Source organism: Paenibacillus sp. BAC0078 (assembly GCF_054483875.1).
Genome location: NZ_JBTLRW010000002.1, coordinates 327,736 through 349,706, shown reverse-complemented (window position 1 = coordinate 349,706; position 21,971 = coordinate 327,736). Strand labels below are relative to the sequence as shown.

Sequence of the window (21,971 nt, the reverse complement as noted above, 5' to 3'; positions counted from 1 at the left end):
GATTCTCCATTCTGTAGGATAAGATCAATAATCTCTCAACCATATACCTCTATCATTTTACCAAACTAGATATTATTAGCAAATTAATAGATTGTCACAATTGAGCAATCCCTTTCTATCCTCCAGCCTGGCATTTTACATGAACGCGCTCAAAAAGACTCCAACCGCCCGCTCGGCATCCACATCCACAGCTACCTCAATGAACTCGCCAATCTTGGGCTGTGCCCGCAGATCCGCAACCACCATACCCGCAGTATGTTCTCCCTGATGCTCCACACGGACCTTCATTTGCCGCCAGGTCAGCAGATCAGGCTGCAGTGCGGCCATCAGCGCGAGCGGATCATGCAGGGGTGCACTGTTAATAAGGTAATTTGCTTCGCGGTAGAATTTAAAATAATGCACCAGCGACTGGTCCATGAATTCGATAACTTCCTTGCAGTCTTCCCGTCCAAAACGCTTGAGAAGCTCCAGATGCTCTGAAGTAATACGCGTCTTAAGCGTAACGTCCAGGCCGACCATCAGCACAGGCAGTCCAGAGGTGAACACCCGGTCAGCCGCCTCCGGATCGCCCCAAATATTGGCCTCTGCTACCGGGGTTACATTGCCGGGCTTAAAGATCGTACCGCCCATAACGGCTACCTTTTTGAGCTTTCCGGTCAGCGCAGGGTCCAGGTCGAGCGCCAGCGACAAATTGGTCAACCGGCCGAGTGTAACCAGCACAATCTCCCCGGGCTGCTCATTCGCCAGCCGCACGATAAATTCAGCCGCCGTCTCGCTGACCGGACGCTGGCTTGACGGTGGCAACTGAACGCCACCGATGCCATTTTCACCATGCACATGGGTCGAAAAGCCGGTAAGCTCACGGACCAGCGCTTTTGAGGCGCCGATGGCGACCGGGATCTCATACCCCGGATTAGCCAGCGCCAGCAGCCGCAGTGTATTGTCAGCCGCCTGTGCGACATCAATATTGCCAAAAACCGTTGTAATACCTTCCACAACAACGCCCGGAGCACGCAAAGCGTACAGAATGGCCAGGGCGTCGTCAATGCCGGTATCGCAATCAATTATTATTCGGGTTGCTGCCATCTATATGTTCTCCACTCCTCGGAACTCTTACTTCACTGCATAAGGGGCAGCGGCCTTACAGAAACGCTCCAGCGCTTCCGTCAGAATGGATCTCGGACAAGCCAGATTGATCCGCAGATGGCCTTGTCCCTCTGTGCCGAAGACAGAGCCTTCGTTAAAGGCTACTTGAGCCTCGCGGTACATCAGCTTTTTCAATCCATCGCTATCCAGTCCAAGCGCCCGGCAATCCACCCACAGCAGGTAGGTGGCCTGAGGTTTCATCGGCGTTACCTGTGGCAGATGCTCTGCCAAATAGCCAAGGGCATATTCGGCATTTCCGCTGATATGCAGTGTAAGCTCGTCCAGCCACTCTTCACCTTCATTGTAGGCTGCCTCCACCGCTTCCGCTGCAAAAAAAGCAGCCATGTGCAGGCTCAGCGTCTTCAGCTTCAGGTCGAATTTACGCTTCAAGGCCGGATTCGAGGTGACGATATAGGAGGTTTGCAGTCCGGGCAGATTGAAGGTTTTGGTAGCCGCAAGCGTCGTCAGGGTAATATCCGACAGCTCCTCTGACAAGGAGGCGAACGGAATGTGCTTGTGGCCCGGCATTATCATATCGCAATGGATTTCATCCGAGATGACGGTAACACCGTACCGCAGGCATAAATCTCCCAGCCGCAGCAGCTCTTCCCGCTCCCACACCCTTCCGCCCGGATTATGCGGATTGCATAGCAGCAGCAGCTTGGCTCCGCCGATCATCAGCTCCTCAAGCTGGGCATAGTCCATAACATACCGGCCCTCTTCCAGAATCAGCGGATTGATAGCCACCTTGCGGTCATTCATCCGAATGACATCATAGAAAGGATAATATACCGGAGACTGCAGAATCACCTGATCCCCCGGCTTGCTGAACAGCTCGACTGAAAGGCTGAGCGAGGTGACGATCCCCGGCGAATCGCTGATCCATTCCTTTTGAATATCCCAATCATGGCGTCTCCGGTACCAATCCTTAATGGCTTCCTTGTAGGATTCACTCGCAATACTATAGCCGTAAATGCCTTCCTGCACCCGGCGCAGAATGGCCTCCTTCACAGCGGGCGGGCTTTCAAAATCCATATCCGCTACCCAAAGCGGCAGAATATCCTTGTTCCCGAACAGCTTCTCGGACTGGTCCCATTTGTAAGAGCGGGTATTGCGGCGGTCAATGACACGGTTAAAATCATACTTCAACTAAATTCACCCATCCTTTCTGCTTGTTCAATTATTGTATCACGGGGAGACGCTGCCGGCACCCTTCTTGAGCGGCTTCAGCACGCCATTTCAAAAAAGCAGCGCCCCAAGGCGCCGCTCCAATTGATTTTATTTTTTTGCCTGCGCAATCGCCCCGCCCACCTGCTTCAAAATTTCCGCCATGGATGCAGGATCGTTTACATCATAATCATCTATGTTCAGCCGCAGCACCGGACAGGCGCTGAATTCATTGATCCACTGCGAGTAACGCCCGTGCATGTGCTCCCAGTAGGACACATCGGTCTGAATTTCCATCTCGCGTCCGCGTTCTTTGATCCGGGTGAGGATCGACGGCAGGCTGCCTTCAATATAGATCAGCACATCGGGATGAGGAAAATACGGGGTCATGACCATAGCCTCGTACAGGCTGGTGTAGGTCTCATAGTCCGTTTTGGACATGGTGCCTTGATCGGCATGCATTTTAGCGAAAATACCGGTGTCCTCATAGATCGAACGGTCCTGCACAAAACCGCCGCCCAGCTCAAACATCTTCTTCTGCTCCTTAAAACGTTCGGCCAGGAAGTAGATTTGCAGATGGAAGCTCCAGCGTTCGAAATCATGATAGAATTTTTCCAAATACGGGTTGTGGTCCACCTGCTCCAGCGATGTCTGGAAATTCAGGCGCTCCGCCAGGGCCGCGGTCAGCGTCGATTTTCCGACACCCACCGTTCCGGCTACAGTGATAATGGCATTATCCGGGATGTTGTATGGGTTCATTTCATAAGCTCCTTTAAGTGTGCGGCGATTGCAGTAAAGTCTTCTACGTTCTCCACAAAATCAACCTGATTTCCATCAATGGTGACAATCCGCGTAGACGGCTCAGTGAGAGCGAGCGAAGCCATCGCTTCGTCATAATCCTCAATCAGTTGCTGCAGATATGCTGGCGCAATATCTTCTTCAAAAGTACGTCCGCGCTTGGCAATTCTCTTCAGCAGAGTGTCCAGATCCGCACGAATGTAGAGAATAATATCCGGCTTCGGCAGATCATCGGTCAGCACATGATAAATCTCCCGGTACTTCTCACGTTTTGTTCCCTTCAGTGTACGCTCGCCAAAGATCAGATTCTTATAAATATGATAATCCGAGATAACCGGCTTCCCTTTATCTATGTACCGGTTCACGGTATCCTCAAGCTGCTTGTAGCGGTTGCAGAGAAAAAACATTTCCAGTTGAAAGCTCCAGTCGTCCATATTCTGATAGAACTTGTCCAGAAAAGGATTTTCCTCTACGATTTCTTTGATCACCGGAAGCTTAAGCTCCTCCGCCAGCATGGTGGCGAGTGTTGTTTTGCCGGCTCCGATGGGGCCTTCCACTGCAATAAAAGGTGCATGTTCCATTAATGCTGATATCCTCCTCAAAATAAAAAACAGACTAAACTATTGTATCACACGCCAACCGCCTATGAATGCTTAAATTTATAGAAACTTTTAAGTTTCACTCCGCGTCTAAATAATAGAAAAAAAATACAGAGAAGAGGGATTGTTGCATGAAAAAATGGACGAAGCAGTTCGGTATAATGCTCAGTCTGGCCGCTGCCTTAACAGTATCCGGCACAGCAGCCGGGGCAGCACCGGATACCTCCGCCCCTTCAAGGATAGCCTCCTACGGCGCGGATTATTTGATCAAAACAGACGGCAGCCTGTGGGTCTGGGGAGGCAACCGGTCCGTCCCTACTCAGGTCGCTGCATTACAGGATGTTGAAGCTGCCTTCAATTCGCAGGCCGGTTCCTTTGCTGTGAAGAAAGACCGCTCTGTATGGAAGCTGGAGACTTCCGCAACCACCCTGGCAACGACAGCGACTCCAGTTCAAGAGCCGGGAACGCTGAAGCAGCTTTTCTCCCTCAGCAGCCGAACGGTTGCGGTGTCGGATGACGGTACGCTGTCCAGCTCAATTCGGTCCTTTGATAATCAGACTGCCAGGTCCACCGATTCGGCGTTCACCCGGGAATCCGGGATAGACAATGTGGCTGCTGTAGACGGTTATTATGAGTCCAACAAGTCTAAGCAGCACTGGCAGCGGTTCCTTTTCCTGAAGAAGGATGGAACGGTCTGGACGACTTTTGATGATTTTGCCACGTTCACACAGGTTCCAGGGCTTACGGATGTCACTCATCTTCAGCAGAACTATGCGCTGCGAAAAGACGGGACGCTCTGGACATGGCCGATACAGAACGAATACGAGCCGGAGACCCTCGGTGATCCTTCCGTGGTAACTCCTGCCGCCGTGTCCTCCTTGCCTAAGATCCGCTCAATCCGCAACAACGGAATCTCTATGCTGGCTATAGATGGACAGTCAAATTTATGGTTCTGGGGCGCAACCATTACGGGGGTCTCCGACGGAACAACCTATCATCAGCAGGCCGTACCGGTTCGCTTCACAGCGATCAAGAATGTAACCGATGCGTACATTGTAGAGCGCTCCATCGTGGCCCTGACTTCAGGGGGAAAAGTGTATGCGGCGTCCATAGATGGTGAATCTATGAATCCAAACGCAGATTTTGGTCTTCTGGCTTCAGAAATCACGTCGATTCAGGGCAGTGGACGCCACGTCATTATGCAAAAAACAGACGGTACCCTCTGGGGCTGGGGGATCAACAAAAATGCCCAGCTCGGCAATGGAGAGTATGAGTTCAACTATCCCGCACCTGTAGCCATGCAGAAGCCGATTGCCATCTCTCTGAACGGCGAGAACGTCAGCCTAACGAATGGCGTGATCACCCGTAATGGTCAGAACTTTATCCCGCTGCGTTCTCTGTTCGACAAGCTGGGAGCAACAGTGGCCTATAAAGAGGATATCAAAACTGTACCTGCCGGCAAAGACAAACCCGGCGGCATGATCAGCACGGTGGATAAAAAGGTAACCATTACCCGGAACGCCGCTGACAAGCCGGCGCTGTCCATTACAATCAACACGGTAACCGGGGCAACAACCGTCAACGATAAAAGTGTAACACTGCCTACGCCTCCCTTTATTGTCTCAGGTACGGTATACCTGCCTTTGCGGTTTATCAGCGAGCAGCTTGGCGCTTCAGTCAACTGGCTTCCGCAGCAGGAGACTATTGCCATTACAATGAAATAACCAGAACAAACGGCCGGCCTCCACATCATGTAGAGACCGGCCGTATTTGTGACGTATGTGTAAAGATCGCGCGGAGGCGCGAACAAGATAAATGTATTTCATGCAGCTATCCGATGCTGAAACAGCCAATTTCTTGACTTATTTGTATTTTGTACAGTTATAAATCGGACTTTGCGGATTTATGGCTTCCTGTGGCGTTCTTTATTGTACGGAATACAGCTAACTTCATAATCACCCGCAAAAGTGAGCTTTTAGCTGCACAGAATACAATTATCCCAGAACTCATGTTATTCTGGCAATTCGGGCAAGATTTCCTTGGCGAACCAGGCCGCAAACTCACAGCTTGAGCCGCCTTATATTCAGAGCTTCTTGCCGAACCGGGAAGCTTCGTCCTGCTTGTAATCCTCCAGACGGCGGCGCAGTCCGGTCAGCCATTCCGGCTCATGCTCCCACTTCTCCGCAGTGGAATACAGGGTGCGGGCATACCCGTACAAATTGGTAAAACGTCTGCATGCCGCAGAGGAAGGACCACCCGCAGGCAGCGGATACCGGCTGCCATAGCCGTCCATAAAACACTGTTTCTTATGATCCAGCTCCTCGGACGTAACTGCTTCCTCCAGACTGTCCAGCGTCTGCTCAATATCTGCCGCATACCAATGATACATGGCATCATCGAAATCAATGACGTTGACCGCATCCTCTGCCTCGTCATAAAAGACATTGTCCAGCTCAAAATCATAATGAATCAGTCCATAATTGGCCTCGGTAATCGGCAAGGTATGAAAGTACTCTGCAAGCAGCTCTGTCTCCGCCATCGCCGCCGTCTCTCCGGGGAATCCGCTCAGTACTTGCCGAATCCAATCCAGCACCCCGCTATGTGTCCATCGTGTATTCCGAACAGGACTGTACTCACTGGATAGACGATGAAGCTCGCCCAAGGCTTGACCGTAACGGAATACGGTCTTGTCATCCATAAATACATTATCCATCCGAACTCCGGCCACGCGCTTGAACACCGCCGCATAATAAGCGCCCCAGGGCGTCTGCGCCTCTATTAGCTCGTCCCCTCCCCGGGAAGGCACAGCTTCAAGCACTCCATACCCCCGGGCTCGAAGATAAGCAATAAATTCCAGCTCAGCCAGGAGATTTCTCTTTGACTTCTCCGCCTGCGGGGCGAATCTCAGAAGCTGATTGCTCTCACCACATTCAAACGGATAAATCGCATTGGACGATATCCTATAATACTGAAACAAATGCAGCGACTCCCGGTCAAACTCCCAGTTCCCCAGCAGCATTTCCGCCAAATCCACATTATTGAACAAATATTTTAATTTCAACACGCCCTACAGCAGCTCCTTATAATTTCAAGTTTCGCTCACCTTTACTGCAGCAGTCGTTCTATTAGCCCGGCGTTTCATGCCGATCACTCCCTTCACTTGCAAGCCGAGTTTACCCGAATTCTCTCGCAGCAGCCATGTAATAAATGAGTAAAGACATTCTATACGCCAAAAAGAGGCGTCCCAGCCAGCCTTAACGGCCAGCGGAACGCCCCTTATTGTATAAAATGAACTTAGAAACTGATTAAAAAGGTAGGAGTGCGCAGGGGAAGTTTGGAACTGGAGGAGCGAATGCGTCCGCCTGAGAGCTTTCCGTAGGAAAGCTGGCATCGTAAGCATAAGCTGTCTCCGTATTTCAACCGAACAGCGGTACAAATCAAGAAATCTGCAGACAACAGCGGCCGGAAGTCCAAACATTCCCCGGAGTTACGACCACAACCTAACATATCAAGCTTCAGGTTCATTTTATATAAACCTTTTTTAAGACAACCGGCCGCTGAAATCCTTGTATTCAAATTCGCGGATCACCTTAAGGCCCTCTTCCTCGTTGTAGGAAGCAATGGACGGGAGGTTCACGCCATTGAACATATGGTTTTTGACCATGGAATAATGCGCCATATCGAGGAAGACCAGCTTGTCGCCGTATTTGAGCGGCTCAGGGAACGAATAATCCCCGATAACATCTCCCGCCAGGCAGGTCATGCCGCCAAGTCTGTACGTGTACGGGTATTCGCCCGGCTCTCCGGCACCGATAATGCCCGGACGGTACGGCATCGCCAGCACATCCGGCATATGGCATTCCGCCGAAGTATCGAGAATGGCGATATCCATTCCATTGTGCATTGTATCCAGTACAGTCGCTACCAGATATCCGGTATTCAGCGCAACAGCTTCGCCCGGCTCCAGATAGATCTGAACATTATAAGTTTCCTTCATATGCAGGATACACTTAATCAGCGTCTCCAGGTCATAATCCGGACGGGTAATGTGATGTCCGCCGCCGAAATTGAGCCATTTCATGCCGTGCAGATATTGCCCAAATTTCTCCTCGACTACCTTGAGCGTACGCTCCAGCGTATCCGAGTTCTGCTCGCACATCGTATGGAAATGCAGCCCGTCGATGCCATCCAGCTCTTCAGGGCGGAAGTTCGGCAGCGTTACTCCCATACGTGAGTAGTTGTAGCATGGATCGTACAGCGGCACTTCAATCTCGGAGTACTCCGGGTTGACGCGGATGCCGCAACTGATACGCTTAGGCGCATTCTGCACCCGGTCCTTGAACCGGTTCCACTGGTCAAACGAGTTGAACACAATATGGTCCGTGTAGCCAAGCAGCTCGTCGAACTCGCGGTCTACATAAGCCGGTGCATAGACATGCACCTCTTTGCCCATTTCTTCATAGCCGAGTCTCGCTTCGAACAAGGAGCTGGAGGTTACGCCGTGCAGGTATTTGCCGACCAGCGGGTAGAGCGCGTGCATCGAGAAGCCTTTTTGCGCGAGCAGGATCTTAGCACCGGTACGCTCCTGCACGTAGTTCAACGTTTCCAGGTTCTTCTTAAGCAGCCGTTCATCGACTAGATAAGCGGGCGACGGCAGCGTGCTGATATCAATATCTATATCCTTCATTGCCTTACGTCCTAGTCAAGAAGCGTTGGCGAGAAATCTTCTTGCCAAGGCAGTCCGTATTTGTTCAGTGCATCCATGAATGGGTCCGGGTCGAACTCTTCAACGTTGTATACGCCCGGCTTCTTCCAGATGCCTTTTATAATCATCATCGCTCCGATCATCGCAGGAACGCCCGTAGTGTAGGAAATGGCCTGGGAGCCAACCTCTTTGTAGCATTCTTCATGATCGCAGACATTGTAGACATAATATGTTTTTGGCTGACCGTCTTTAGTGCCTTGAATAATGCAGCCGATGTTCGTTTTGCCCTTCGTTCTTGGTCCCAGAGAAGCCGGGTCAGGCAGAATTGCCTTCAGGAACTGCAAAGGAATAATCTCCTTGCCTTCATATACAATCGGCTCAATGGAGGTCATGCCCACATTCTCAAGCACCTTCAGGTGAGTCAGGTAGTTCTGCGAGAAGGTCATCCAGAAGCGGATTTTCTTCACGCCCTTGATGTTCGCAGCCAGAGATTCAAGCTCCTCATGGTACAGCAGGTAAATATCCTTCGGGCCGATCTCCGGGAGATCGTAGACTTTTTTCTCAGACAGTGGAGCGGTTTCGATCCATTCGCCATTCTCGAAGTAACGTCCGTTGGCGGTGATTTCACGAATATTGATTTCAGGATTGAAGTTGGTCGCAAACGGATAACCGTGGTCGCCCGCGTTCGCGTCAACAATGTCAATCGTGTGGATTTCGTCAAAATAATGCTTCTGCGCATAAGCCGTGAATACGCCGGTTACACCGGGATCGAATCCGCTGCCGAGCAGCGCGGTAATTCCGGCTTTCTCGAATCTTTCTTTGTAGGCCCATTGCCAGGAGTATTCGAATTTCGCAGTATCCTGCGGTTCGTAGTTGGCGGTATCTACATAGTGCACTCCCGTTGCCAGGCAAGCATCCATAATGGTCAGGTCCTGATATGGGAGAGCGACATTAATCACGACATCCGGCTGGAAGCTCTTGATCAGTTCGATTACCTCTTCAGTGTTGTCTGCATCAAGCTGCGCCGTAGAAATCTTCGTCTGGCCTCCGGCCAATTTATCTTTCAGAGCATCACATTTCGCGAGGGTTCTGCTCGCTATGCAGATCTCTTCAAATACATCCGGGTTCTGGCAGCATTTATGAACTACAACGCTTGCTACACCGCCAGCGCCAATAATTAACGCTTTTCCCAAAATTGATTACCTCCTAAAATTACATATTGAAAAATCAACAACGCTGATTATACATAATGCATAGCAATAAATCAATAAAAAACGACAAAAATTGATACCGAGACTGTAAAATCTTCTACTTTTCACGTTAATACTCTGAAACGCATGGAAATGCACTGAAATACTCCGTTTCCCTTCGGTTTCTTCTTCAAATCCATGATGCTGCGCAGCCAAAACTAAAATGACTCTTCGTAGATCAGAGCAACTAGACAATTGTACCACAGTAGCGGCCCACTTCATAATATTATTTGAAAAGCTATGAAATGGCTCACCTCTGCAATTGCTCATACCCCTATCATATGGGAGCCGCACCGTTATGCCCCATTAGACTTATTATGTGTAGCCCAGCTAATCCAATACCCGGCTTGCCCGGAATAACAGCTTTGTTCCTCCCCAATTGGAATTTCTCCAACTAATAATGTAATCGAATGCTGACTTGGATAGCATGTTGGAATTTCTCCAACTAAAGGGTGTGGTGGAACACTAACTGGGGTCGCACGTTGGAATTTCTCCACCTAATTTCGGCGATTTTTGGCCATTTCTACGTTATCTACTTGATTAATTGTACTAATTCCACCTAAATCTTGAAAAATCGCTGAATTCCTCTGATTAAGTGACATTTTTCCACTTAATTTACCATTGCAAGCTTTGACAAAAGATACGTTCCAGCTACAACGCACCCGTCAGTAAAGAACAACAGCCTCCACTCCCCTATAACAATAGAGAAATGAAGGCTGTTCATTGTTCAGACCTGATAAAAAGTCCACGCAGTGTGTAATCCGCTGCTATTGCCCAAAACCAACCCGGGGACGTTCACGCGGTTTCGTCTCCACGGCTACCGCCCGGATGGAGGTGATGGGAATGTACAGCAATTGATATTCCGTGCGATACTTCACAAACCGTTCGTCAAGCTCCTCTAGTACACCGCCTACGACATTCGAGCCGTCCAGAAAATGAATTGTTACCTCTTGCCCAAGCAAAGCTGTCAGCATTTGAATCCCGCTCCCCCGCTTAAAGTTTGGTAATCACTTTGTCGATAATACCGTATTCCAGCGCCTCCTGGGCCGACATGAAATAATCCCGGTCCATATCCTTCGCCACCTTGTCAGCCCGCTGTCCGGTGCGCTCCGCGCTGATCTGCACGACCTTCTCCCTGATCTGCAGGATACGTCTCGCGCTGATCGCTATGTCGCTGGCCTGGCCCTGTGCCCCGCCATGCGGCTGATGAATCATAATCTCGCTGTTAGGGAGCGCATAACGTTTGCCTGTGGCTCCAGCCAGCAGCAGCAGTGAGGCGAAAGAAGCTGCAAACCCTGTACAAATCGTACTGACCTGCGGCTTGATTACCTGCATCGTATCATAAATGCCGAAGCCTGCGGTAGTCGAGCCTCCCGGACTGTTGATGAACATCTGGATATCCTTGTCCGGGTCATCTGCCGCCAGGAACAGCAACTGGGCAATGATGCTGTTCGCCAGCTGATCATCAATCGCCGCACCCACAAATACAATCCGGTCCTTCAGCAGCCGGGAATAAATATCGTAAGAACGCTCGCCTCTGCCGGTTTGTTCAATAACATAAGGAACTATACTCATGTTCATGCCTCCTAAGTGAGTTGCATTTGTTTTTTATACTCTGTAAACGGAGGAAGAGCTGTGAAGGATACGAAGGAAGCAGAAAGTCAACCGCTGCGGGTGCAGCGTATCTTTTACAATGAGCTGATCGTTTATATAATAGAGGCAACAGAATACTCAGCATAAACAAAAAGGAGATGATCGCAAGTGTCGATCCTTGAACCATACAGCACCGTGAGCCTGATAGACGAGAGCAGCCTATCGCCGCTTCGTGAAGCCCTGCAGCGGTATTGCCTGTCGTTGACCCGCTCCCTGGCGGACGCAGAGGATTTGGCCCAGGACACCTGGACCAAAGCGCTTGCTTACGGGAAATTCGCGGCTGCCCCGAATCCCGAAGCGCTGCTGCTGCGGATTGCCAAGAACACCTGGATTGACGCCGTGCGGCGCAAAACGTCCCTTGTACGCGTACTGGAGCGCTCGTTAGCTTCCTCCGGTCCCAATTCCGGGCATGCGCCGGAGAACAGCCTTACCGAAATCGAGCTTGCGTTCCAGGCTCTGATCCGGCATCTATCGCCGCTGCAAAGAACCGTGTTCCTGATGCGTGATGTGCTCGGTTATCCGGCAAGCGAAGCAGCGGAGATGCTCGGTACCACTGAAGGAGCGGTCAAAGCTGCGCTGCACCGGGCGCGGTATGCCTTAGAAGCGGTCCGCCGGGAGCTGACAGATCACGAAGGCCCCGCGCTGCCGCAGGACATGGATTTCAGAATTCTGCTGCGCGCGCTTGCCGCTTCCTATGAGAAAGGCCAGCTTCCCGTTATGCTGGAGCTGCTCCGCCAGGAGACAGCGGCAGAAATGACGATGGCAGTAAGCAGCAGCACCGTGCAGGGATATTTTGGCGGAATCAGCACCAACGCTAACTCGGCTACCGGAACTATGACACAGCTAAGAATGGCAGCATAATGAGGCAGGCTGACCCAATTTAGAGGAGTGTATACGATGAGGAACATACTTGTACTCGGGGGAACCCGTTTTTTTGGCAAAAGATTGGTTGAACGGCTGCTGCAGGACGCAGACACCAGGGTAACTCTTCTTACGCGGGGCTTCGCGGAGGACAGCTTTGGGGACAGTGTCCGGCGGCTGAACGTGGACCGGACAGATTCCAAAGCGCTTGCTGAAGCGGTGGGAGCTGCTGTATGGGATGTGGTCTATGACAACATCTGCTATTCCCCGGATGAGGCGGCTGCGGCCAGCCGGATATTCGCGGGCACGGCTAAGCGATATATTCTGACCTCCAGCCTGTCTGTGTATGACCCAAGGCCGGACATTCTCCTTGAGGCCGATTTTGATCCATTAACCTATCCGCTGCAATTGGGGGCGAAGGAGGATTTCAGTTACCAGGAGGGCAAAAGATTGGCCGAGACGGTTCTTTTGACACAATCGGCTTTTCCAGTCGCTGCGGTCCGGTTTCCGATTGTGCTCGGAACGGATGATTACACGAAGCGGCTGCATTTTCACCTTGAGCATGTCCGCGCAGGCAGACCTGTCGGGATACCGAATCCTGGTGCGGTTATCTCGTTTATCCGCTCCGATGAAGCTGCAGATTTCCTGTACTGGCTGGGGTTCTCACCGCTGACGGGACCCGTGAACGCATGCTCGGACGGCACGCTGGCGATTGGGGAGATCATTTCTGTGATTGAGCAAGAGACAGGCCGGCAGGCAGTTGTCGTGAAGGAAACTGCCAGTGCGGATATGTCCCCGTTTGGAATCGAAGAGTCCTGGCATATGGATACAGCAAAAGCCCGCGGGGCGGGCTTTCACTTCCTGAAGCTGGCGGAATGGTTCCCGGAGCTGGTAGCAGCGCTGAATAATTCACTCTCAGGCCGCGAGTAGCTTGCCCGTTGTTTCGGCATCTGACACAGCTAAGAATGGCGGCATAACGAGGCGCAACAGGGGCAGTCGCCCCCTTGCTGGAATCATTCATCACTTGGTTACAAGCCAAAACAGCCCTAGTCCGATGGAATCCGGGACCAAGGCTGTTTAATTGGCTATAAGTTCAGAGAATTAAATAGCTGCGGTTTCCCGCTTCAGCCACTCCAGGTCTCCAGCACTCAGCATGCCGGTGCCGCTCAGGCGGTCATATACTTCCTGGTGGTACAGGTTAAGCCAGCTGCGCTCCGAATCAGTCAGCAGGGAGGGAAGAATCGCTTCCCGGTCAATCGGCAGATAGCAAAGCTCCTCGAACCGGAAGAAGGTGCCGAACTCGGTGGTTTCATCCTCCACTACAAGCAGAGTATTTTCCGTCCGGATACCGTGGCGGCCTTCCTTGTAGACACCGGGTTCCACAGTAATGAGCATCCCTTTTTCCAGAACTGCCATATTGGGCTTATGGCTGAACCGCTGCGGCTCTTCATGGACATTGGAGAAATAGCCTACACCATGTCCGGTGCCGCATTTGTAATCCAGTCCGTTATCCCACAAGGGCTTGCGGGCCAGAATATCCAGACTGGAGCCGGTGGAGCCGTACAGGAACCGGGCAGTGGACAAGGCAATAACGGATTTCAGCACCAGGGTAAAGTCCTTTTTCTGCTCATCCGTGAGCGGTCCAAGCGCAAGGGTCCGGGTAATATCCGTAGTGCCATTATGGAAGTGGCAGCCGGAATCCAGTAGGAAGAAGCCTTCCGGCTGCAGGGTATATTGTCCTTCGGGAACCGGCTTGTAGTGCATCATCGCTGCATGGTCCCCGTAGGCAGAAATGGCCGCAAAACTAAACTCCTGGAATAAAGGAAGCTCCTGGCGGAATTCCAGGCTCTTTTCCACAACATCCAGCTCGGTAATGCCTCCCTGGGCCACGTTGTCCTTGATCCACTTGAACAGGCGGACCAAAGAGGTGCAGTCCTTGAGATAAGCGTCCCGGATATGGCCGGTTTCCGTATCATTCTTGACGGCCTTAAGCAGCGTAACCAGACTGGGCGCTTCAATCACCCGGATAGCCTCAGGAATGGAGGTTCGGAGTCGGACATTGGTTTTCCCAGGATCAAGAATGAGGGCCGCCGGAGCCTTCAATCCGTGCAAATAGCCGTACACGGCTTCATAAGCCTGCACCCGGATTCCGTCATCTGCCAAGGCGCGGACCGTTTCCTCCGGCACCTTGCGGAGATCGGTGAACAGGCATGCGGAATCCGGTCCCACAACTGCGTATGAGGTTACATAGGGGTTGTAGAGAATATCCCGGCCGCGTATATTCAAGAGCCAGCAAATCTCGTCCAGCACCGGCAGGAGGTAATAATCCGCTCCATGACTTTTCATGGCCGTGCGGATCAGAGTCAGCTTCTCTGCTCTGCTTTTGCCCGCCAGTTCTTCAGCATGAAGAAAAATGCTTTCCCCTGGAATCTCCGGACGGTCCTGCCATATGGCACCAATCGGGTCTTTGTCCGTGAGGAATACAATATTTTTGCCTTCGGTGGCCTTGGACAAGGTCTCCATAGTCCGTATGGACACGGTTCTGCCATCCACTGCCAAGCGACTGCCGGAGGGGAGATTTTCTTTCAGCCATTCCTCTATAGTAGGCACGCCGGGCTCACCCATTTTGAACAGCGTAATCCCGGAGCCTTCCAGTTCCTGTGCCGCCTGAATGAAGTAACGCCCGTCCGTCCATAGGCCGGCGCTCTCCTTGAGAATAACCACCGTTCCCGCCGATCCGGTAAATCCGCTTATCCACTCTCTGCTTTTCCAATGCTCTCCTACATACTCGCTCATATGGGCGTCGCTGCTGGGCACGTAGCAAACATCAATGTTTTCTTTGTCCATCCACTGCCGCAGCAAAGACAGCTTTTCTCGGGTTTCCATGTGTAACGTCTCCTTGAGGTAAAATGTGGAATCTATTATTTCAACTTTCCCCAGTGTACGTCCGTTAGTGCAGATAAATCAAGAATAAATATACCAGTTCCTTCCAAAGAAATCCGATCATGAAACTGATTATGAATACAGCAAAAGCCCGCGGGGCGGGCTTTCATTTCCTTCACTCTCCGACCGCAAGCAGCTTGCCTGTAGTTTCGGCATCTTCATGGGCGGGTTCATCCATGATCAGCAGCAGACCAGCCGGGGTATCCGGCGCGGTTTGCTCTTCGATTTTGAACACATTAATTTCTTTAAAAAGCTGCTGCGATATTTCATTGATCTCTACCGCCTGCCGGGCAATATCGCTGATCGCCTGATCCTGCTGGGTGCTGGAAGCATTGACCTCCTGCACGCCCGCTGCGGTCTGCTCGGCTACGGAAGCTACAGAATGTACGGATTCAGCCAGCCGGGAGTTGATCTTCCGGGTCTGCTCCACCTTCTGATGAATTTGTCCAATCTGGCGGCTAATTCCGGTAATTGATTCGTCAATGGCCCCGAAGGAAGCCAGGGTCTCTGCTACCTGATGATCCTGGTCCTCCAGGCTTTTTTTGGTTTCCAGCATGTATTGCTGGAAATCCGCCATGCTGATCTGCAGCTCACTGATAATCCGGCTGATATGTATGGATGAATCGTTCGTCTGTACGGATAGATGCCGAACCTCATCAGCGATCACGGCAAAGCCCTTGCCTGAAGCGCCGGCCCGTGCTGCTTCAATGGCGGCGTTCAGGGACAGGATATTCGTCTGCTTGGAGATCTCCGTAATGGAATTGGTGATGCGCGAAATATCTCCCGACTGCTGAACCAGCTTTTCCAGTGCCTCATATACCTTATTAATGGAAGTGCGGGACTGCTGTGAAATCTCCCGCAGCGCAGTGACCGTCTCGGAGCCCTTGCGTGTATTCCGGTTAGCCGTTTCGCTGGTCGTGAGCATCACATCGGTATGATCGGTAATTTCATGAACCTCGCGTTCCAGCTCCTGCAGCAGCTCTGAGCTCTGTTCAGACTGCACCGCCTGCTGTCCGGCTCCCACGGAGATTTCCTGTATCGTACGGAGGATCTCCTGATTGGCGTGGGCGGTGATTGCAGAGGACTGCTGGAAGGAATGGGAATAATCCGCAAGCGATGAAGCCGCAGACAAGGTCTGCCGCAGCATATCGCGGACCCGGCTCACCATATGATCGAAATGGTGGCTAAGCCGTCCAAGCTCATCATTGTAGGGGGAGTTGATCTGCTGCCGCAGATCCCCTTCGGAAATCTCCTTGAGAGCCGCCTGCAGCTTGCCGACCGGTGTCATGAAAGAGCGGATCAGCATCCAGGCGAGCAGCAAGGTGAAGAGGAATACGCCCACTGCCGCATAAACAACGATGGATACCGTATGGTCCAGCATAAGAAAAGAATAACTTTGCGCCTTCTCGGCATTATCGGCAGCCGCCGTATACAGCTCGCCATTCGTCTTCAGCATGGCTTGGCTGAGTGCCGCTGCCTTCGTATGTAAGTCATCAATTTGTTCCAGCACAGTCAATGGATCGAGGCTGGCATCTCCCATCACCCCAAGCAGTTTGTCAAAGATCCCTTTATATTCTCCGGTTTGGGTCCGCAATTGTTGAAGCACCTTGAAGGCAGGCGTATCTGCCTCAAAATTCACTTTCGCCAGTTCAGAGGCAAGCTGCTGCTGCTTGTCCTTAAATTGCCCGGCCAGCTCCACATCACTCGACTCGGCAAGCGCACTTTCCGCCCGGTTCATCTCCTGCAGCAACTGGGTGATCGTTGAGACGGTGATTCTTTTTTCCATCTCCGTTTTTTGCTTTTCCATGGAACGCTCTACCTCGCTGATCTTATTCCCTTGGTACAGTGCCACCCCCAGAAAAATAAGCGTAATGGCGGAAAAACTTAAAATCAGCTTCCATTTCATAGAAAAGTGCAGCGGGTTTCCCTTCAAACGAATCATCCCTTCATCTCAAACTTCGTATTACAATAGGTATATTTTACTAACACACTCATTGTAGGAGCTGGATATTAACGAAACTCCTAGCTTTTGTATGCAGATCGTAAAGAATCTGTTGCGAAAATGTTAACAAAAAAGGTAAAGTCCTATCCACCGGGCATGGCGAATAGGACTAGATTACTTTGATAATTATTCTTCTATGAAATTTCATCGTCTGAAGTGCCGTAAAAGAGCGGCATGGATGTCTGCTATGCGTTTTCCGCTGTGCTTTCTTCCATGTACACGATCTCCCACAGATGGCCGTCGATGTCCTGGAAGCTCCAGCTGTACATAAAGCCGTGGTCTACCGGGTCATTATACTTCTTGCCTCCGGCGTCCAGCGCCTTGTGAACCAGCTCGTCCACCTCAGCTCTGCTCGTTGCAGAGAAAGCCAGAATCACTTCGGTGTGGCGGGAGGTGTCGACGATTTCCTTGGATACAAAGGTCTTAAAGAATTCGTTCTTCAGCAGCATGGCAAAAGTGTTCTCATTAATAATCATGCATGTGGCGTTCTCATCGGTATACTGCGGGTTGAACTCGAAACCGAGTGCGGTAAAAAAGTTAATCGACGCCTGCAGATCGCTTACCGGCAAATTGACAAACAACTGACGAGCCTGAAATCCCATTTTCTGATCACCTCTGCATGTATTTTGAGTGTTACCACATGATTATAGCGCAATATCCGCTAAAGTTGATAACAGCCGGATTCGGGTGTATTATTTTTTCACAACAAGAATTACAATTGGCTTGAGCATTATTCAATCTCTTCTAACACGCGGCCTGTATGCTGGAGATAAATAAGACGGGAGGGTGAAAGGAATGCCGAACATTTGGATGCATCTTGAATACGGACAGCAGCTCGCGGAGGAGTTCAGAGAGGAGTTTTCTTTTCTGGCGGATATGAGGGATCGTCCCGAGCTGTATCAGCTTGGCTGCCAAGGACCGGATTTTCTGCTGTATCACAGCTTTCTTCCCTGGAAAAAGGATACCCCGGCGCTCCGGCTAGGCGACCTCATGCACACGGAGAATTGCGGGCCGGTATTAATAGAATTCTGGCAGCGGACCCTTTCGCTTCCCCCTGCCGAGATGAAGGAAGCGCAGCAGTATTTCCTCGGGTTCCTTACCCATCATCTGCTGGACCGGAATCTTCATCCTTATATTAATTGGAAGGCGGGCTACAAGCACCGGGATCACCAGCGCTTTGAGATTGTCCTCGACACCCTGTTCATGAAGCGGCTGAAGCAGCTGGATACCTGGCGAAACGCCTCCTGGAAAAAAATCAACGTCGGCTCCCAGATGCCCTTCTCTATTCATACGATTCTCCACGAAACCGCCGCTGCCTGGTACCCGGAAGCCAAACGGCTCCCGATGGAAATCTGGCAGGAGGCTTATCTGGATATGCTGCTGGCTCATAAATGCCTGTTCGATCCAAAGGGCTGGAAGAAGGCGCTGCTATGGGGCAAAGCCCGCCGCCTGTTCTCCGCACAGCCATCCCCTGCCGAGGAACGGCTTGATTATTTGAACGAAAAGCATGGCGAGTGGCGGCATTCCGCACTCTACTCCGAAGTGCGGACCGAAAGCGTCTGGGACCTGTGGGAGGAGGCGCTTTCGGAAGGCCGGGCGGTGCTGCGGGCGCTCTCCGCATGGGTGAACAGCACCGTGCCGGCGGAGGCTGCACGGACACAGGAGCATTTCAAGCATGTGCTGGGCGACCGTTCCTACGATACCGGCAAGGAATGCAGCAGCAAGCTGAAGAATCTGTATGCCGAGCCGATCTGGGAAGCAGGCATCATTTCCTGATCGCCTGCTGCCGCTTGGAAGGCTGATCCAAAACAGATCTCCGCAGGGAGGTCTGTTTTTGTGTTGCCTTTCTTTACAGCACAAACACCTGCCGCTTGCATAGCGGCAGGTGTCACATTCGAATGAACCGGAGCTCTCGCGGACTCACGATACAACCATTTGTATACCGGTCATGCTTCTGCCGTCCCATGCACCGGAAGCGGAGAGGGGGCGAGCGGCTCTTCGCTGTGCAGCGCATCCTGTTTGCCCCGGTTTACGTCGAGCTTCAGTACAATGGCAATGCCAAGCCCGAAGAACAGCAGCAGAGAGAGGATGCCCAGTCTCGGATTCCCGGTGAGCTGGCCGACCAGGCCAAAGACAAACGGGCCGAAGATGGAAGAGAACTTGCTTGTAATATTCACAAAGCCAAAGAGCTCCCCTGTCCGCTTAGGCGGCATCAAGTCGCTGAGCAAGGAACGCGAAATGGATTGGCTGCCTCCCTGCACCAGTCCTACCATGATCGCCAGAATGTAGAAATGCGTGGCACTCGTCATACCGAAGCCGAGGAGCACAATCAGCAAATAAACGAACAGCGAGATTAGCAGCATCTTCTTAGCTCCGAAGCGCTCCGCCGTTTTGCCCAGCAGTATGGTGCTTGGAAAGCCGACAAACTGGGTAATCAGCAGGGCCAGAATCAGATCGCTTGAACCGATTCCCAGCGTCGTCCCATAGATCGTAGCCATCAATATGATCGTGTTGATCCCGTCATTGTAGAACCAGAAGGCAGCAATCAGCCGGACCAGCTCAGGGTAGCGCTTGATATCACGGTATGATCCGATGATTCTCCGCCCTGCCGCGCGCACATATCCTCCTGCGCTTAAGCCGGTCAGCTGCCGGGGGAGATTAGGCACACGGTGGATAACCGGAATGGAGAAAATCAGCCACCATAGCCCTACGGATACGAACGAAGCCCGTGTTCCCATCAGCGTATCCTTCATGCCAAACAATTCCGGCTGCTGGATCATCAGCAGATTGACCGCCAGCAGCACACCTCCGCCGACATAGCCGATGGCATAGCCTTTGGCCGAGACATCATCCCTTTTACCGGAGGGAACCAGGTCAGGCAGCATGGAATCATAGAAGGTCAGACTCCCGGCGAACCCGAGTGTGGACAGGACGAGCAGCGATGAAGCGAGCAGCCAGTCCCCTTCGCCGACCAGGGCAAACCCCATAGTAGAAACGATGCCAAGCAGTGCAAACACGGTCAAAAAGCTTGTTTTGCGGCCCGAAACGTCGGAAATAGCACCGAGCAGCGGTGACACCAGCGCAACCAGCGCCATGCCAACGGCGTGTGTGTAAGCCAGATAGGAAGCGGCTGTATTTTCGCCAAGTCCCTTCGCCGCCACCGAGCTGTAAAAAATCGGCAGCACTGCTGCCAATACCGTGGTCGCATAGGCCGAATTCGCCCAGTCATACATGAGCCATGCGCGTACCGCAGATTTATTCATCCTGATCATTTCCCTCTCATCAAACCAATTTTCCAAGCCATGCAAGCTTGTATTCGTCAGCATCGAGTATACACAGAAAATGTCAGCATGGTATTCAGCCCATGTTCGGGGAGTATTAATTCACAGGAAACGGAAAAGTCAAATGACTCCTGTATGCTCCACAACCACACATGCCCCGCCTGCGGGTGCATTGCTTAGCTGAATGGAACCGCCCAGCTTCGCTGCGAGCTGTCCCGCAATATAAAGGCCAAGCCCGGAATGTCCGTCCCTGCTGCCCCTTGCGTCATCCCCCCGGTAAAATTTCTGCATAGCCTTCTCCAGATCTCTGCGGCTGAACCCGGGACCGGTATCCCTGATCTCGTAGAATATACGGTACCCTTCTGTCTTAACCGACACTGAAATTACGCCACCGTCCGGCGTATATTCCAGACTGTTCATCACCACATTATCGAGAATGCGCTCCAGCAAATCCGCATCGGTGTATATCGAAATCCCCGCCGCAGCCGCCATCTGCAAAAGCATTTCAATGCCCTTCCGTCCGGCCTCCAGCTCGTACACCTTCATCTTCCGCTCCAGAAAAGGCGCGAGCTCAAAAGTCTGCGCTTGGAGCACGGAATCCGTCCGCTCCAGATCGGAGGTATACTGCATCTGCCGCACCAGCTCGCTGCTCTTGTCCGCATTCTCCCGGATCACGCCGAGATAACGCTGCTGCTTCTCATCCCCCGCCCCGGAATCAATCAATGCTTCGGTATAGCCGCTGATGATGGACAGCGGAGCCTTCAGATCATGCGCCAGCGCTTCGACCATTTCCACACGCTCCTGCTCCATCCGCCATTGCGCCGAGAGCGATTGCTGAAGCTCAGCCTTCATTTCTTCAAAAGCGCCGCACAGCCGCCCCAACTCATTGTCCGAATGATAGCCGATTTCGAAATCGAGATCCTTCTCCTTAATCTTCCGCGCAGCCTCCATCAGCAGCCGCAGCGGCTTATTGATGTTATTCGTAAATAACCGCGAGAAGAGCAGGGTGAACAGGATAATATAGATGAACGGCGACAGCAGCGCACCGATGAAGATGACCGTCAGCCACCAGTTGCCGGATTTATGCACGTATGTAGGCTGCAGCCCATAGGACAACATCACCGCGCCTTTGATCACACCGCCCGATTCAATAATGGGTACCGTCACCACATACCCGCCCTGCATCCTGCTGGTTTCGTTAAAAAGCTTGTATAGCGCCTCGCTGTCCGGAACCTTTACATCCTCAAGTGTGCCGTATATTTTACGGGCATCTCCGTCCACCACTTGATAGTGGATCCCTTCACCCGGAATCACCGCTTCCAGCGCCTGCCTGGCAGACGGGTCAAGCAGAGCGGATTTCTCCTGCTTGATATAGCTTTCGATAGCAGGCAGCCGCTTCTCATAGTGATTTCCGGGATACACCAGCTTGTTCTCTACCCGCATATAGAGCATTATGGCCAGCGCGTAGGTGATCACTGTCGCCACCACACTGCACAGAATAATAAAGGTAAAAGTCAGTTGAAACTGCGTTTTAAGCGGTTTTCTGTTCATGCGGCAGCTCCTTGC

The 21,971-nt window shown here is 51.9% G+C and carries 18 protein-coding genes; 4 read left to right on the top strand and 14 right to left on the bottom strand.

The genetic code is table 11. From position 1 onward, the window contains the following. Window positions 1-135: 135 nt before the first annotated feature. From ACX1DY_RS05015 to ACX1DY_RS05000, 4 genes are all read right to left on the bottom strand, one after another. Entirely contained in the window at window positions 136-1,086 is a 951-nt protein-coding gene (locus ACX1DY_RS05015) for a nucleoside hydrolase (protein ID WP_458963098.1), read from the bottom strand. Window positions 1,087-1,113: 27 nt separating this feature from the next. Further along, window positions 1,114-2,295 carry a MalY/PatB family protein gene (locus tag ACX1DY_RS05010; protein WP_458963097.1) on the bottom strand — a complete coding sequence of 394 codons (1,182 nt, stop codon included), beginning with the start codon at window positions 2,293-2,295 and terminating at the stop codon, window positions 1,114-1,116. Window positions 2,296-2,424: 129 nt separating this feature from the next. Further along, window positions 2,425-3,072, bottom strand: a complete 648-nt coding sequence (locus ACX1DY_RS05005) for a deoxynucleoside kinase (protein ID WP_458963096.1) — start codon at window positions 3,070-3,072, stop codon at window positions 2,425-2,427. Further along, entirely contained in the window at window positions 3,069-3,692 is a 624-nt protein-coding gene (locus ACX1DY_RS05000) for a deoxynucleoside kinase (RefSeq protein ID WP_458963095.1), read from the bottom strand. The genes ACX1DY_RS05005 and ACX1DY_RS05000 overlap by 4 nt, the downstream gene beginning before the upstream one ends. 149 nt (window positions 3,693-3,841) lie before the next feature. Between ACX1DY_RS05000 and ACX1DY_RS04995 the strand changes: the two genes are divergently transcribed. Further along, window positions 3,842-5,434, top strand: coding sequence for a stalk domain-containing protein (locus tag ACX1DY_RS04995; RefSeq protein ID WP_458963094.1), 1,593 nt, complete (start codon window positions 3,842-3,844; stop codon window positions 5,432-5,434). A 359-nt stretch (window positions 5,435-5,793) separates the two neighbouring features. Here ACX1DY_RS04995 and ACX1DY_RS04990 read toward each other — a convergent pair whose 3' ends face one another. From ACX1DY_RS04990 to clpP, 5 genes are all read right to left on the bottom strand, one after another. Further along, window positions 5,794-6,774 carry a phosphotransferase enzyme family protein gene (locus ACX1DY_RS04990; RefSeq protein ID WP_458963093.1) on the bottom strand — a complete coding sequence of 327 codons (981 nt, stop codon included), beginning with the start codon at window positions 6,772-6,774 and terminating at the stop codon, window positions 5,794-5,796. Between the two features lie 477 nt (window positions 6,775-7,251). Continuing rightward, entirely contained in the window at window positions 7,252-8,388 is a 1,137-nt protein-coding gene (gene nspC / locus ACX1DY_RS04985) for a carboxynorspermidine decarboxylase (RefSeq protein ID WP_458963423.1), read from the bottom strand. 20 nt (window positions 8,389-8,408) lie between these two features. Continuing rightward, on the bottom strand, window positions 8,409-9,608 hold the full coding sequence (locus ACX1DY_RS04980) for a saccharopine dehydrogenase family protein (RefSeq protein ID WP_019911926.1): 1,200 nt from the start codon (window positions 9,606-9,608) through the stop codon (window positions 8,409-8,411). A gap of 824 nt (window positions 9,609-10,432) precedes the next feature. Next, a complete protein-coding gene (locus tag ACX1DY_RS04975) occupies window positions 10,433-10,639 on the bottom strand; it encodes a hypothetical protein (RefSeq protein ID WP_458963092.1) in 207 nt (68 codons plus the stop codon). Window positions 10,640-10,658: 19 nt separating this feature from the next. After that, entirely contained in the window at window positions 10,659-11,240 is a 582-nt protein-coding gene (gene clpP / locus ACX1DY_RS04970) for an ATP-dependent Clp endopeptidase proteolytic subunit ClpP (RefSeq protein WP_458963091.1), read from the bottom strand. A 186-nt stretch (window positions 11,241-11,426) separates the two neighbouring features. Between clpP and ACX1DY_RS04965 the strand changes: the two genes are divergently transcribed. Together ACX1DY_RS04965 and ACX1DY_RS04960 are read left to right on the top strand one after the other, a co-directional pair. Beyond that, window positions 11,427-12,179, top strand: a complete 753-nt coding sequence (locus tag ACX1DY_RS04965; protein WP_458963090.1) for an RNA polymerase sigma factor — start codon at window positions 11,427-11,429, stop codon at window positions 12,177-12,179. A gap of 36 nt (window positions 12,180-12,215) precedes the next feature. Next, window positions 12,216-13,109 (top strand): NAD-dependent epimerase/dehydratase family protein, encoded by an 894-nt coding sequence (locus ACX1DY_RS04960; RefSeq protein WP_458963089.1) that lies wholly within the window; start codon window positions 12,216-12,218, stop codon window positions 13,107-13,109. A gap of 171 nt (window positions 13,110-13,280) precedes the next feature. Here the strand turns inward: ACX1DY_RS04960 and ACX1DY_RS04955 are convergent, their stop codons facing one another. From ACX1DY_RS04955 to ACX1DY_RS04945, 3 genes are all read right to left on the bottom strand, one after another. Beyond that, complete coding sequence (locus tag ACX1DY_RS04955; RefSeq protein ID WP_458963088.1) at window positions 13,281-15,065, bottom strand: aminopeptidase P family protein; 1,785 nt, start codon at window positions 15,063-15,065, stop codon at window positions 13,281-13,283. 172 nt (window positions 15,066-15,237) lie between these two features. Next, on the bottom strand, window positions 15,238-16,929 hold the full coding sequence (locus ACX1DY_RS04950; protein ID WP_458963087.1) for a methyl-accepting chemotaxis protein: 1,692 nt from the start codon (window positions 16,927-16,929) through the stop codon (window positions 15,238-15,240). Window positions 16,930-17,309: 380 nt separating this feature from the next. Continuing rightward, window positions 17,310-17,726 carry a VOC family protein gene (locus tag ACX1DY_RS04945; protein WP_458963086.1) on the bottom strand — a complete coding sequence of 139 codons (417 nt, stop codon included), beginning with the start codon at window positions 17,724-17,726 and terminating at the stop codon, window positions 17,310-17,312. Between the two features lie 193 nt (window positions 17,727-17,919). Between ACX1DY_RS04945 and ACX1DY_RS04940 the strand changes: the two genes are divergently transcribed. Beyond that, on the top strand, window positions 17,920-18,900 hold the full coding sequence (locus tag ACX1DY_RS04940; RefSeq protein WP_458963085.1) for a zinc dependent phospholipase C family protein: 981 nt from the start codon (window positions 17,920-17,922) through the stop codon (window positions 18,898-18,900). A 170-nt stretch (window positions 18,901-19,070) separates the two neighbouring features. Here the strand turns inward: ACX1DY_RS04940 and ACX1DY_RS04935 are convergent, their stop codons facing one another. Both ACX1DY_RS04935 and ACX1DY_RS04930 read right to left on the bottom strand, forming a co-directional pair. Beyond that, window positions 19,071-20,387, bottom strand: coding sequence for an MFS transporter (locus ACX1DY_RS04935; RefSeq protein WP_458963084.1), 1,317 nt, complete (start codon window positions 20,385-20,387; stop codon window positions 19,071-19,073). A 138-nt stretch (window positions 20,388-20,525) separates the two neighbouring features. Next, window positions 20,526-21,956: a sensor histidine kinase gene (locus tag ACX1DY_RS04930; protein WP_458963083.1), complete on the bottom strand. Its 1,431-nt coding sequence runs from the start codon at window positions 21,954-21,956 to the stop codon at window positions 20,526-20,528. Window positions 21,957-21,971 lie beyond the last annotated feature (15 nt).